The sequence below is a fragment of the Streptomyces sp. NPDC001750 genome (genome assembly GCF_042892615.1).
Taxonomy (GTDB): Bacteria; Actinomycetota; Actinomycetes; order Streptomycetales; family Streptomycetaceae; genus Streptomyces.
Window position 1 is genome coordinate 611,524 of the sequence record NZ_JBIAUE010000001.1, and the last position, 13,162, is coordinate 624,685.

At 72.7% G+C, this 13,162-nt stretch carries 11 protein-coding genes; 5 read left to right on the forward strand and 6 right to left on the reverse strand.

Annotated features, from left to right (window positions below):
* The first annotated feature begins 104 nt into the window (after positions 1–104).
* Complete coding sequence (locus ACFYY6_RS02750; RefSeq protein ID WP_351519707.1) at positions 105–836, forward strand: hypothetical protein; 732 nt, start codon at positions 105–107, stop codon at positions 834–836.
* A gap of 95 nt (positions 837–931) precedes the next feature.
* Here the strand turns inward: ACFYY6_RS02750 and ACFYY6_RS02755 are convergent, their stop codons facing one another.
* The gene (locus tag ACFYY6_RS02755) at positions 932–3,394 is read right to left on the reverse strand and encodes a PQQ-binding-like beta-propeller repeat protein (RefSeq protein WP_389191473.1); all 2,463 of its coding nucleotides are present in this window, start codon (positions 3,392–3,394) and stop codon (positions 932–934) included.
* Between the two features lie 164 nt (positions 3,395–3,558).
* Positions 3,559–4,608: a VOC family protein gene (locus ACFYY6_RS02760; RefSeq protein ID WP_389191334.1), complete on the reverse strand. Its 1,050-nt coding sequence runs from the start codon at positions 4,606–4,608 to the stop codon at positions 3,559–3,561.
* A 368-nt stretch (positions 4,609–4,976) separates the two neighbouring features.
* Between ACFYY6_RS02760 and ACFYY6_RS02765 the strand changes: the two genes are divergently transcribed.
* Positions 4,977–5,624 (forward strand): TetR family transcriptional regulator, encoded by a 648-nt coding sequence (locus ACFYY6_RS02765; RefSeq protein ID WP_351519710.1) that lies wholly within the window; start codon positions 4,977–4,979, stop codon positions 5,622–5,624.
* Positions 5,625–5,896: 272 nt separating this feature from the next.
* On the opposite strand, the gene ACFYY6_RS02770 is transcribed toward ACFYY6_RS02765, so the two are convergent.
* A complete protein-coding gene (locus ACFYY6_RS02770) occupies positions 5,897–6,412 on the reverse strand; it encodes a nitroreductase family deazaflavin-dependent oxidoreductase (RefSeq protein ID WP_351627054.1) in 516 nt (171 codons plus the stop codon).
* Positions 6,412–7,713: an acyl-CoA dehydrogenase family protein gene (locus ACFYY6_RS02775; protein WP_389191337.1), complete on the reverse strand. Its 1,302-nt coding sequence runs from the start codon at positions 7,711–7,713 to the stop codon at positions 6,412–6,414. The genes ACFYY6_RS02770 and ACFYY6_RS02775 overlap by 1 nt, the downstream gene beginning before the upstream one ends.
* Before the next feature lie 264 nt (positions 7,714–7,977).
* Here ACFYY6_RS02775 and ACFYY6_RS02780 point away from each other — a divergent pair, with 264 nt between their 5' ends.
* A complete protein-coding gene (locus tag ACFYY6_RS02780; protein WP_389191340.1) occupies positions 7,978–9,147 on the forward strand; it encodes an acetyl-CoA acetyltransferase in 1,170 nt (389 codons plus the stop codon).
* 263 nt (positions 9,148–9,410) lie between these two features.
* On the forward strand, positions 9,411–10,100 hold the full coding sequence (locus tag ACFYY6_RS02785; protein ID WP_386608392.1) for a pyridoxal 5'-phosphate synthase: 690 nt from the start codon (positions 9,411–9,413) through the stop codon (positions 10,098–10,100).
* A 194-nt stretch (positions 10,101–10,294) separates the two neighbouring features.
* On the opposite strand, the gene ACFYY6_RS02790 is transcribed toward ACFYY6_RS02785, so the two are convergent.
* Both ACFYY6_RS02790 and ACFYY6_RS02795 read right to left on the reverse strand, forming a co-directional pair.
* Positions 10,295–10,483, reverse strand: a complete 189-nt coding sequence (locus ACFYY6_RS02790) for a ferredoxin (protein WP_073785485.1) — start codon at positions 10,481–10,483, stop codon at positions 10,295–10,297.
* A 251-nt stretch (positions 10,484–10,734) separates the two neighbouring features.
* Positions 10,735–11,931, reverse strand: coding sequence for a cytochrome P450 (locus tag ACFYY6_RS02795; RefSeq protein WP_389191343.1), 1,197 nt, complete (start codon positions 11,929–11,931; stop codon positions 10,735–10,737).
* A 318-nt stretch (positions 11,932–12,249) separates the two neighbouring features.
* On the opposite strand from ACFYY6_RS02795, the gene htpX reads away from it, so the two are divergent.
* On the forward strand, positions 12,250–13,161 hold the full coding sequence (htpX, locus tag ACFYY6_RS02800) for a zinc metalloprotease HtpX (RefSeq protein WP_389191346.1): 912 nt from the start codon (positions 12,250–12,252) through the stop codon (positions 13,159–13,161).
* The last annotated feature ends 1 nt before the right edge of the window (position 13,162 follow it).

Sequence of the window (13,162 nt, forward strand, 5' to 3'; positions counted from 1 at the left end):
CCGTGACACGGACCTGTGACGCCGGCACGCGACACCGGTTCGCCGGGCCGGCCCCGCACCGGCCCGCGGCACCGGTCCGTGCGTGCGCAGGCAGGAGGCCGACGATGATCCGCAATGTCCCCGGTTCGATTCTCGCCCTCGTCGGTGCGGCCGTCACCGTGCTGAGCCCCTACCGTCACTGGTACGACGGGCGCCTCGGGCGTCAGTACCGAATCCTGGACCCGTTCACCGGGATCACCTCCGCCCGACCGGGCCTGCTGAGCTCGATCTTTCTGTTCTTCCTCTTCACAGCCCTGCTGACGGTGATCGGTGTGGTGCTGCGTTCGCGGTCGCTGGTGGCGGTGGCGGGTGTGCTGGTGCTCGGGTTCACCGTGCTGTGGATGGTGCGCCAGGGGCAGGTGCTGGGGAGTCTGGGGATCGCGAGTAACGGTTCCGGGCTGCGGTGGGGCGTGGCCGGAGCGGCGGCGGGCGGGGTGCTGACCCTGCTGGGCGCGGCCCTGATGCCGGGTCGGCGGCGCGGCGGTGAACGGTACGAAGGCGGGTGGCGGCCCGGTCGGCAGCACCCCGTGCACGAGGAGGACGCCCGGCCGTACGCGGCGCCCGGTCCGGAGCACCCGGACACCTGGCCGCCGACGCAGGAGCCGGGGCCGTCCGTGCAGACGAGCACGCTTCCGGAGCCCGAGCCGCACCCGTACACCGGACCGGAGCCGGGACCGGGTCCACGTCCCGGGCCGGACGAAGGGCCTGGGCACACCGGGCCGGACGAGGGCCCCGGGCGCAGGGGCCGACCGGACGACGGTCCCGGGCGTCCCGGGTCGGGATCCTGGGAGCCGTGACCCCGTGGCGTCCTGACGCCATGACGGCGTAGCCCCGTGACGCCCTGACCCCATGGCGCCTGTCACCATGACGCCGTGAAAGCGAGACCGCTGTGCTACGTGCGGGCGCGGTTGCCCGTGCCCGTCCCCTTCAGCGCGTCCAGCGCGTACACGCAGCGGTCCTTGCTGCACGCGTACACGACACCGCCGCGCGCCACCGGGGAACCGGTGATCTCGCCGCCCGTCGCCAGCTTCCAGCGGAGCTGTCCGCCCGCCGCGTCCAGGGTGTAGAGGACGTGGTCGGCGGAGCCGAAGTGCACCCGGCCGTCGGCGACCACGGGCGCGCCCACCACCTCTCCGCCCGCCGCGAACCGCCACTTCGGGGTGCCGGTGACCGCGTCGAGCGTGTACAGCGCGCTGCCACTGCCGACATGGACGTTCCCCCCCGTCACCAGGACCGGCTCGGCCGACTGCCGGGACTCCGTGGCGATCCGCCAGCGGTCCTTGCCGGTCGAGGCGTCGAGCGCGTACACCGTGCCGAGGTAGTCCGCGAGGTACACGCCGCCTCCGGTGACGGCGGGTCCGGGCGCGAACGCGGGCGGGGAGAGGAACACCGCGGGCGACTCGAAGTGCCAGCGGACGTGGCCGGACACGAGATCGACGGCCAGCACCCGGGCACCGGCGCTGATGTACACGAAACCGTCCGACGCCGGGGTCACCCGGACCGGCACACCACCGCAGGAGGCCGCGTCGCCGATGGGGTACGCCCAGCGCTCCATGCCGGTGCGCGCGTCGACGGCGCGCAGCCGGGCGTCCTGCCAGAGGAAGACCGTGCCGTCGTGGAGCGCGGGCCCCGCGTCCTGCGACTCGAAGTCGGTCTGTACGCCCATGGCCTCCCACAGCTTCTCGCCCGTGGACGCCTCCCACGCCTGGACGCCGCCGCCCCGGGTGCCGGTGACGACGGTGCCGCGCTCGGCCTTCAGGGAGTACACCCAGGCGTCGGTCTGCAGCCGCCATTGCTCGGCGCCGGTCGTGGCGTCCAGGGCGTACAGCGACGGCCCGTCGGAGGCGTGGATCCTGCCTCCCTCGACGGCCATCGCCCAGGCCACGTCCCGGGTCTTGAACTGGCGCCGCCCGTTGCCGATGTCCAGGGCGTGCACCTCGAACGAGGTGACGTAGAGGAGGTCCCCGACGACGACGGGGGTGCCCCAGACGTCGTTCGACATCCGGAAGCGCCAGGGCCGCCAGCGCTCGGGGCCCGGGGGCGGCGCGTCGGGGGCGTGCGTCGGCGCGGGCAGCGGGGCGGGCGGGGCGCCTCCGTTCACCCCGGCGGCGCCGGTGGCGGCCGCACCGTTCACCCCTGTGGGCGGGCGCACCCAGCCGGTCGCGTGGCCGGCGTCCGGGGCGGCCGTGGCGGCGGCCCGCACATCCTGGGCACGCGGACCGGGGCCGATCGGCACCTGCGTGCCGGGCAGCCGGACCGGGCCGCCGCCGTCGGGCAGTTGGGCCGGGGCGGCGGGGTGCGGATCCGCGTCGCCGCCGTGCCACGCGGGATGCGGATCGGCGGCCGGCGGCTGCTGGGGCGGCGGAGGCACCGGGGCCGGCGCGGGCCCGGGAGCGGGTGCCGGTGGCGCGGTGCCGGGTCCGGGGGCGGGCGCGGATGCGGGCGCGTGGGAAGCGGGCTTGCGACCGCCCCGGCGTTGCTCGATCAGCGCGGTGGCGGCGGACGGCAGCCACGCCGAGGCCGTACCGCTGTCGTCACCGCCGGAGGCGAAGAGGTGCGGGGCGAGCTGGGCCTGGAGGTCGGCGGGGCTGGGGCGCAGGGCGGCGTCCATCTGCATGCAGGACTCGATCAGCGGACGCAGCTCCTCCGGCAGCCCCTCAAGATCGGGGCCCTCGCGCAGCAGCATGAAGACCGTCTCCACGGGGTTGCCCCCGTGGAACGGCGCGTGGCCGGTGGCGGCGAAGACCAGGGTCGAGCCGAGCGAGAAGATGTCACTGGCGCCGGTGACGCTGCGCGAGTCCCTGGCCTGCTCGGGCGACATGTACGCGGGGGTACCGACGGCGACGTTCGTCATGGTCAGCCGGGTGTTGGAGACGCCCGACGCGATCCCGAAGTCGATCACCCGGGGACCGTCCTCGACGACGAGCACGTTCGACGGCTTCATGTCGCGGTGGACGAGCCCGGCGCCGTGGATCGACTGGAGCGCCTCGGCGATCCCGGCGGCCAGCCAGCGCACCGCCTGCACCGGCATGGGACCGCACTCGTTCACGATCTCTTCGAGTGAGGGAGCGGGCACATAGGCGGTGGCGAGCCACGGCACGGCGGCCCGCGGGTCGGCGTCCACGACCGCGGCCGTGTAGAAGCCGCTGACCGCCCGGGCGGCCTCCACCTCACGCGTGAAGCGGACCCGGAACAGCTGGTCCTCGGCGAGCTCCGTACGCACCGTCTTGATCGCCACTCGCCGGCCCGAAGCCGAGCGTGCGAGATAGACCAGCCCCATGCCGCCGGCCCCGAGCCGTCCCAGCACCTCGAACGGGCCGATCCGCCTCGGGTCGTGCTGCGTCAGCTGCTCCACCACTTGCCCTGCCACCTCCCCGTACGGACCTCCAGAAACGGAAGCCCGCGAAAACCCGCCTTGTGCGGCGTCTCACCACTGGGCACCACCCGGCGGTGCGCACCCCGATTGTTCCTGGCTGAGCCCCCGGTTGCGAACCCGGGGGCGGACCGGGGTGTCACAGGTCACTCCGTCCGCTTCCCGGACACAACGGGCTGAAGCACGGCGAACACGGCGCCCTGATCGTCCTGGAGCACCGCCATCCGTCCGTACGGGACGTCGAAGGGCGGCTTGGTGATGCGACCGCCGAGGCGTACGGCGTGACCCGCGGTGGAGTTGCAGTCCTCGACCGCGAAGCAGACGAGGAAGTAGCTGGGCAGTTCGGCGGGGAAGGCGTCGGTGATGACGCTGCGGCCACCGATCGCGGTGTCGGGACCCGGCTCGGTGCCCGCCGGGGACCACATACGGAAGTCGGGGCCGGAGGCGGCGGCGTCGTGCTCGGTCGCATCGGGTTCGGCGGAACCGGGCTCGGCGGATCCCCGCTCGGTCGTACGGGGTTCGGCGGATCCCGGCCCGGCGGTTCCGCTTCCGGTCGCTCCGGGCTCGGCGGATCCGGAGCCGCCCGCGCCGGAGGTACCGGAGGCGTCGGAGGTACCGGGAACATCGGCATCGGAGGCGTCGGAGCTGGAGTCACCGGAATCGGAAGTGCCGGAGCCGGTACCGGAATCGGAGACGTCGGCACCGGAGGCACCGAGATCCGTGCCCTGGAAGCCGAAGACCTCCTCGTAGAAGGCGTCGACGCGGTCCCGCTGCCGGGTGTGGACCTCGGTCCAGCAGAACGAGACGGGTTCGTTCTGCTTCTCGAAGCCCTCGCGCTCACCGGCCTGCCACAGCCCGAACACCGCCCCGCCGGGGTCGGCCGCCTGGGCGACCACCCCCGCACGGCCGACCCACACGGGATCGGTGATCACCGTGCCGCCCGCCTCCCTGATCCGGGCGACGGACGCGGCGGCGTCGTCGGTCGCGAAGTAGATCCCCCAGGCGGTGGGCATGCGGCCGTCCTGCTTGGCGACGAGCGCGGCGACCAGCCTGCCGCCGCTGAACGCGTCCGCGTACGGGCCCTCGCCGGGCCGGAAGGTCCAGCCGAACAGCTCGCCGTAGAAGCGCTTGCCCGCTTCGAGGTCGGGAAGCTGCACATCCACCCAGCACGGCGCGGATCGCGCGAATGCGGCCATGGCCCGGTCCTTCCGTCTTCACGCCGTTGCCCCGACCGCTCTCGACCACCCCGGCCGTTCGCGGTGGCGTTCGGTCGTCCGCGATGGTTCACGGTTCATAGCGGTGACGCTCGTCACAGCAAACGTAACCGCGAGTGGCGCGCGCCGCGCCCCGGGTGGCCACACCGGGATCACCCTTCGAAGGAAAGTTCGATATCGCGGCGTCACAGAAAGTTATCCACCGAAGTTATCCACAGGCTGTTGATAGGACTTGTCTGCCTGCGGGGTCCATGCGTCACTTTTCGGCCACTCCCCCCGGCGCACCTGCGGGGCTCCCCATTTGCAGTCGGCCGAATCGCGCTCGGATCACCCCTCGGTAAGCTGACGGCATGACAGGACAAGTACGCACCGTCGACGGCCGCGTGGCCGGTCGACGCGGACAGGCGACGCGGCAGAAGCTGCTCGACTGCCTCAGCGAGATGCTCAGTTCCTCGCCGTACCGGGACGTCAAGGTCATCGACGTGGCCCGTAGGGCGGGGACTTCACCCGCGACCTTCTACCAGTACTTCCCCGACGTCGAGGGCGCCGTCCTCGAAATCGCCGAGGAAATGGCCAAAGAGGGCGCCGGATTGACCGAATTGGTCGCCGGTCGCTCCTGGGTCGGCAAGGCCGGCTGGCAGACCGCCGAAGAGCTCGTCGAGGGGTTCCTCGACTTCTGGCGACATCATGACGCGATCCTGCGCGTGGTCGACCTCGGAGCGGCCGAGGGCGACAAACGCTTCTACAAGATCCGCATGAAGATCCTCAATTCGGTGACCAACTCCCTCACGGAGGCGGTGAAGGACCTCCAGGCCCGTGGCAAGGTCGACAAGGACGTCAGCGCCGCCGCGATGGCCGGTTCGATCGTCGCGATGCTGGCCGCGGTTGCCTCCCACCAGAAGGGCTTCACGACCTGGGGCGTGAAGCAGGCCGAACTCAAGCCGAACCTCGCACTGTTGGTGCATCTCGGCATCACCGGCAAGAAACCGACGAGGTAGTCCCGCGCCGGGTCCCCCTCACTTCCCCCACTGGGTACCGTCCGGCCGATCCGGGCGCCCCAGGTCCTGTCTCGCCGACGGCGGACCACATGCGTGGTCCGCCGTCGGCGTATCCGGGGCTTCCCGGGGGCCCCGGTACGCATCACCGGTTCGTCGCGCGCCGCACGGCCCCGCCGGACGGCCGGTCCTGCCGATCGGCGCCCCGGCACCGGGTGGCCGGGCCCCCGGGACCGGCGGCCCCACCGGGTGGCCGACCCCGCCGGTTCGCTCCGTCAGCCCGTCGCGTCACCCGACTGTTCCAGTCTGAAGAGCCGGATCTCCCGCTCGATCCGTGCCTGGTAGGACGCGTACGGGGGCCAGAACCTCAGCGCCGCCCGCCACGCCGTCTCCCGCTCCGCACCCTTCAACAGCCTGGCGCGTACGGGGATGTCGCGCCCGTTCCAGTTGATGACGGCCTTGTCGGGACCGGCCAGCAGGTTCGCGGTCCAGGCCGGATGCCCCGGGCGGCCGAAGTTGCTGCCGACCAGGATCCAGCTCCGGGGTGACCCGTCCCCCGGCACGGCCGCCCCGCCCTCCGGCATGCAGGCCAGCGGAGTGGTCCTGGGCCGCCCGCTCCTCGCGCCCGGCACCGTGAGCACCAGCCCCGGCAGCATCCGGGCACTGAGCAGCACCCTGCCGCGCGTGAGTCGGTGCACCGCCCGGTCCATGGCCGGGATGACGTGCGGGGCGATCCTCGCGAAGGCCCGGGTGGCGGAGACCTTCTGGATCAGCCGGACACCGGACGCCATCAGACGGCCACCCGCCCGGCCGCCTGTGCGCCGCCCGGATGTTGGTCGCCGCGGCGAGCGCCGCCCGGATGTACGGCGCCGGGGCGTACGCCGCCCGTACGCATGTCGCCGGGGCGCGCGCCGCCAGCAGGCGCGAACAGACCGGCCAGCTCCGCCGCGTGGGCGCGAAGCCCGTGGACGGGCCCGAAGAGCAGTTCGTCCGCGGCGGCCCGCTTGAAGTACAGGTGGGCGTCGTGTTCCCAGGTGAACCCGATCCCGCCGTGCAGTTGCACGGACTCGGCCGCGGTGGTCCGCAGGGCCTCCAGTGCCTGGGCGAGGGCGAGGCCCCCGGCGGCGGCCGGGTCCCAGGCCGCGTAGTACGCCGCGGAACGAGCGGCCCGCACCCGTACGTACAGGTCCGCGAGACGGTGCTTCACGGCCTGGAAGGAGCCGATCGCCCGGCCGAACTGTTCGCGCGTCCTGACGTACTCGACGGTTCGCTCCAGCGCGCTCGTCGCCGACCCCACCGCCTCCGCCGCGAGCAGGGCGGCGACCGGGGGGCCGGCCGAGGCGAGTGCGCCGGTCACGTCCGCGGTGCGGTCCGCGCCCAGGAGCTCGGCACCGGCGTCCCGCAGTTCGACGCGGGCCAGCGGGCGGGTCTCGTCCAGGGTGGTCCGACGGACCCGGACGACACCGGCCGCCCCGTCCGGGCGGACCAGGAAGAGGAGCGTACGGCTGCGCGGGAAGCCCCCGGCGTGGGCGGCGACCACGAGGAGTCCCGCGCTGTGCCCGTCCAGGACCTGCGCGGCCTCCCCGTACAGCCGCCAGCCCGCCCCGTCGACGGCCGGTACGGCCTGGATGCCGCCCGCCCGGCCGCCACCCGCCCAGGCGCCACCGGTCGGGTCGTCGGTGAGGCCGAGCGCGGCGGGGAGCGAGTCGCCGGGGACGGCGAGGGTCGCGGTCAGCCCGCCCGTGGCGAGGCGCGGCAGCAGGGCGGCGCGCTGGGCCCCGGTGCCGAGTGCGGCGATCAGGGGCGCGGCCAGGGCGGCGGTGGCGATCAGCGGCGACGGCAGCAGGACCCGCCCGGTCTCCTCACAGGCGACGGCGAGTTCGGTGAGGCCGCAGCCGACGCCCCCGTACTCCTCCGGGAGGGCGAGTCCGGGCAGCCCGAGGTCGCGGGCGAGGCGGTGCCACAGGGCCGTGTCGTATCCGTCGGCGGTGCGTACGGCGCTCCGGATTCCGTCCGATCCGGTGTGCTCGGCGAGCAGTTCCCGCAGGGTGCGGCGGATCGCGTCCTGCTCCGCGGTGAAGGCGGCGTCCATCGTCGGGCTCCTTCCCCTCGGCGGCCCCGGCCGCCGATCTGACGGTCCGTCATGTTAGGGCTGATCCGCCGAGATGCCCAGAGCCGCGCATCCGGGGCGCCACGCGACCGACGGGACCGCCCGCATCACCGACGAGGCGGCCCGGACGGCCGGCCCGCGCGGCGGCACGCCCGGCCGACCGCGGGGCGCCCCGACCGGACGGCCCGCGTGGCGACGGCGTACGCGACGGTCCGCCCGAAGCGGATCTGATGTACCGTCAGATTCATGTCTGCCTCCCACCGCAAGGTCGCCGTCGTCGGCATATCGCTCGCGGACTGCGGACGCGTCGACGACGCCACGCCGTACGCCCTGCACGCCCAGGCCGCACGTCGGGCACTGGCCGATTCGGGCCTGGACCGGTCCGTGGTCGACGGCTTCGCCTCCGCCGGGCTCGGCGCGCTCGCCCCGGTCGAGGTCGCCGAGTACCTGGGGCTGAAGCCCAGATGGGTGGATTCCACCGCGGTGGGCGGCTCGACCTGGGAGGTGATGGCGGCCCACGCGGCGGACGCCATCGCCGCGGGTCACGCCGATGCCGTACTGCTGGTGTACGGGTCGACGGCCCGGGCGGACATCAAGGCGGGGCGCCGGACCTCCAACCTCTCCTTCGGGGCGCGCGGTCCGCTCCAGTTCGAGGCGCCCTACGGGCACTCGCTGATCGCGAAGTACGCGATGGCCGCCCGCCGCCACATGCACGAGTACGGGACGACCCTGGAACAGCTCGCCGAGGTGGCGGTCCAGGCACGGGCGAACGCCGCGGCCAACCCGGACGCGATGTTCCGTGACCCGATCACCGTGGACGACGTGCTGTCGGGGCCGATGATCGCGGACCCGTTCACCAAGCTGCACTGCTGCATCCGCAGCGACGGCGGCTGCGCGGTGCTGCTGGCAGCCGAGGACCACGTACCGGACACGGCGAAGGACCCCGTGTGGGTCCTCGGCACGGGCGAACACGTCTCGCACTCCGCCATGTCCGAGTGGGACGACTTCACGGTCTCCCCGGCGGCGGTCTCGGGCCGACTGGCGTTCGAGCGGGCCGGGGTGCGGCCGTCGGACATCGATCTCGCGGAGATCTACGACGCGTTCACCTACATGACGCTGGTGACGCTGGAGGACCTGGGATTCTGCGCGAAGGGCGAGGGCGGCGCGTTCGTGGAGAAGGGCCGGACCGGCCTGACCGGCGAGCTGCCGGTCAACACGGACGGTGGCGGGCTGTCCGCCTGCCACCCCGGGATGCGCGGGCTGTTCCTGCTGGTGGAGGCGGTACGGCAGCTGCGCGGGGAGGCGGGCGCGCGCCAGGTGCACAGGAGGGGCGGCGGACTGCCGGAACTGGCGGTGGCGTCGGGGACGGGCGGCTGGTTCTGTTCGTCGGGGACGGTGGTGCTGGGGCGGGGCTGAAGCGGCCGGCGCACGAGGCCCGGTCGAGGCACGGACGGGCCGGGCCGGATACCGGAAGCACGGACGGGCCGGGCCGGATACCGGGAGCACGGACGGGCCGGGCCGGATGCCGGAGGCACGGACGGGCCGGGCCGGATGCCGGAAGCACGGACGGGGAGACAGAGGGACGGAGGAACGGAAACCCGCGACGGGGCCGGACGGGAACAGGAACGGAAACCCGGGACGGGACCGTGCGGGAACACGGCAAGCGGCCATGCGCTGCAATGGGGGCCATGAGTGACGTACAGAAGTCCGACGCGCGGCAGAGCTTCCTCGACCTGCTGCACGCCCAGCGCGTCTGGGACATCGACCTTCCGGCCTTCGCCCCGGATGCCGCGCCCGCCGCCCCGCTTCCGCTCTTCCACGCGTGGTTCGCCGAGGCCGTGGCGGCCGGGCAGACCGAGCCGCACACGATGTCGCTGGCCACCGTCGACGCCGAGGGGCGGCCCGACGTGCGGACGGTGATGCTGCACGACGCGGACGAGCGCGGCTGGCACTTCGCCACCCACCGCACCAGCGCGAAGGGCCACCAGCTCACCGCCCACCCACACGCCGCTCTCGGCTTCTACTGGCCCGCCCAGGGTCGGCAGGTTCGGGTACGGGGGCCGGTCACCGCCTGCTCGCCCGCCGAGAGCCAGGCCGATCTGCACGCCCGCTCGACCGGGGCGCTGGCGTCGGCGCTGGTCGGGCGGCAGAGCGAGGTGCTGGGCTCGTACGACGATCTGAACCGCGCCTCCGACCTGGCCTGGGAGCGGGCCCGTGCGGAGCCGGACGCGGAGGTCGTGAGCTGGACGCGGTACGTGGTCGAGCCCCGGGCGGTCGAGTTCTTCCAGGGGGACGCCGAACGACGTCACGTACGGCTGCGCTACGTCAGGCGGGAGGACACCTGGGACCGGGAACTGCTCTGGCCCTGACCACGTACGGCCCACCCCGACCGGCCCACCCCGACCGGCCCACCCCGGACGGCCCACCACGACCGCGCGGAAGGTCCCGGACCGCGCGGAAGGAGCTGCCCGCGTGGACACCGTGCGGGGACGCGACCCCATACGGAGTCACGCCCCCGCACGCTCACGGGCCCACGGGTCGCACCCGACGACCGAGGTGATGGTCAGGTGATGGTGATCGCCTGCACCGGGCAGGCGCGGGCGGCCTCCTTGACCGTGGGCCCTTCGAGGGCGTCCTCGTAGTCGGGCAGCAGTTCGCTGAACCCGTCGTCGTCCTGGGTGAACACCTTCGGTGCGTTGAGCGCGCACTGACCCGCGCCGATGCACCGCTCCTTGTCGATGTCGATCCGCATCTTGTCAAACCTTTCCGATCCGGCCGGTCCGGCCGATCCGAGCGTTCCCGCCGATCCGAGCGTTCCCGCCGATCCGAGCGTTCCCGCCGATCCGAGCGGCGCGGCCGATCCGAGCGTTCCGGCCGGCCAGAGCGGCCCGGCCGATCCGGGCCGCCTCTCCAGTCCGGGCGATCCCAGGGATCCGGCCGGTCCGGCCGGTCGGGGCACTCCGGTCCCGGTCACCGGATCACCACGTCACGGGAGATTCGAGATCACCACGTCACAGGCAGTTCGAGCAGCCCCTGAATGGTGTCGCCCGGCTTGAACGGAACCTCGTCCGCGGGCACCGCCAGACTCAGCCCCGGAAGGCGCCGCAACAGCTCGCGCAGCGCGATCTCCAGTTCGGCCCGCGCCAGGTTCTGCCCCAGGCACTGGTGGACCCCGAACCCGAACGCGACGTGGTTGCGCGCGTTCCGGCCGACGTCCAGTTCGTCCGGCGAGGGGTAGACGTTCTCGTCGCGGTTGATCACCGAGGTGGACAGGATGATGCCGTCGCCCTCCCTGATGGTCACGCCGCCCACCTCGATGTCCGCCACGGCCACCCGCGCCATCCCGTCGGCGATGGACAGGAAGCGCAGCAGTTCCTCGACCGCGGAGGTCATCAGGTCGTCCGACTCGCGCATCCGGGCCAGCTGGTCGGGATGCTGGAGCAGGGTGAACGTACCGAGCGAGATCATGTTGGCGGTCGTCTCGTGGCCGGCCACGAGCAGGATCTCGGACAGCCGGACCAGTTGTTCGTGGTCCACAGCCCCGGTCTCCAGCTGCTTCGCGATGAGCTCGTCCAGCAGCCCCTCGCCCGGGGCGGTGCGCTTCTGCTCGATCAGCACACGGAAGTAGTCGTCGAGCGCCTCCCTCGCGGCCTCCACGTCGGCCGCCGCGGGACCGCGCAGCAGCTTGCGCGACTGCGCCTCGAAGAACTCGTGGTCGGAGTAGGGCACGCCGAGGAGCGAGCAGATGACCATGGAGGGCACGGGCAGTGCGAAGTCGCCGATCAGGTCGGTCGGCGGCCCCTGCTCGATCATCTGGTCGAGGAGCCGGTCCACGATCTGCTGGATATGCGGCCGCAGGGCCTCCGTCCGCTTGACCGTGAAGCTCGGGATCAGCATCCGGCGCTGGACGTTGTGTTCCGGGTCGTCGACGCCGATCAGTTCGACACGGCGCAGGGACGACTTGGCCACCCGTTCGGCGAAGATCGGGAACGAGGGGTTCTCCCGGTCGGACGACATTCTCGGGTCCACCAGGAGTGAGCGCGCCTCGGCGTGTCCCGTCACCATCCACACCGTGCGTCCATCGAACAGACGAACAGGGAAGACGGGCTGGTCACCGTGGTGCGCGCCGCGGTATTCGGTCGGGGGGTGATAGGGGCAGGTGCGGTTCTGCGGGAACGGGATGGTCTCGGCAACTGCCATGGCAGACCTCGCAGGGGTGGAGGGAGTCCTACCGATCTCTGCCCACTAGATGCCCGAGGCATCTAATGGGTCCAGGTGATGTTCGGCCAAATATCCTCCGGCGGTCCCTCGGGCCCTCCCTGATCCATTTTCTCTCCGTCGGCCACTCTCCCGCCGCCGGACCGAGCGCGCACGTCGAGCCCCTCCCCGGCCCCCGTCTCCCGCACGTGCCCCGCTCTCGCACCTCCTCCCCCTCCCGCCCGTCCCCGCTCTCGCCTTGTCCCCGCTTTTCGGGTGAAAGGGGCAAGATGGAAGTCGACAGGGCGACTGGAGGCGACTATGAGCCGGACCCGTTCCCGTTACGCCCCGGACAGTGGGCTGACCACCCGCATGGTCAGCACCATGTTCCTGATCGGACTGCTGTACGTGGTCCTGGTCGGCGTACTGCTCGCCGTGCTGCGCGGCGCCTGGCCGATCGTCCTGATCCTGGTCGGCGGCATGTTCATCGCGCAGTTCTGGTTCAGTGACCGCATCGCGGCGTTCAGCATGGGTGCCCGCGAGGTGACGCCGGAGGAGGCGCCCGAGCTGCACGGCGCCATCGACCGGATCTGCGCCCTTGCCGACATGCCGAAGCCGCGCGTGGCCATCGCGCAGAGCGACGTACCGAACGCCTTCGCCACGGGCCGCAGCGAGAAGACGGCCCTGGTCTGCGCCACCACCGGACTCCTGCGCAGGCTGGAGCCGCCGGAGCTGGAGGGCGTGCTCGCGCACGAGATGTCGCATGTGGCCCACCGCGACGTGGCCGTGATGACGATCGCCTCGTTCCTCGGCGTGCTGGCCGGGGTCATCACCCGTGTCGCCCTGTGGGGCGGCCTCTCCCGCAGCAGCCGGAGCAACGATCCCATCGGCATCGTGGTTCTGCTGATCCCGCTGATCAGCGCGGTCGTGTACGTGCTGAGCTTCCTGCTCACCCGACTGCTCTCGCGCTACCGCGAGCTGTCCGCCGACCGGGCCGCCGCCCTGCTGACCGGCCGCCCCTCGGCCCTCGCCTCCGCCCTCACGAAGGTGAGCGGCCAGATGGCCCGCATCCCGACCGAGGACCTGCGCAAGGCGGAGCCGTACAACGCCTTCTACTTCGTCCCCGCGTTCTCGTCCAAGGAGAGCCTGAGCCGGCTGCTCTCCTCCCACCCGACCCTGGAACAGCGCCTCGACCAGCTGGCCCGCATCTCCGCCGACCTCGCCCGCCCGTGAG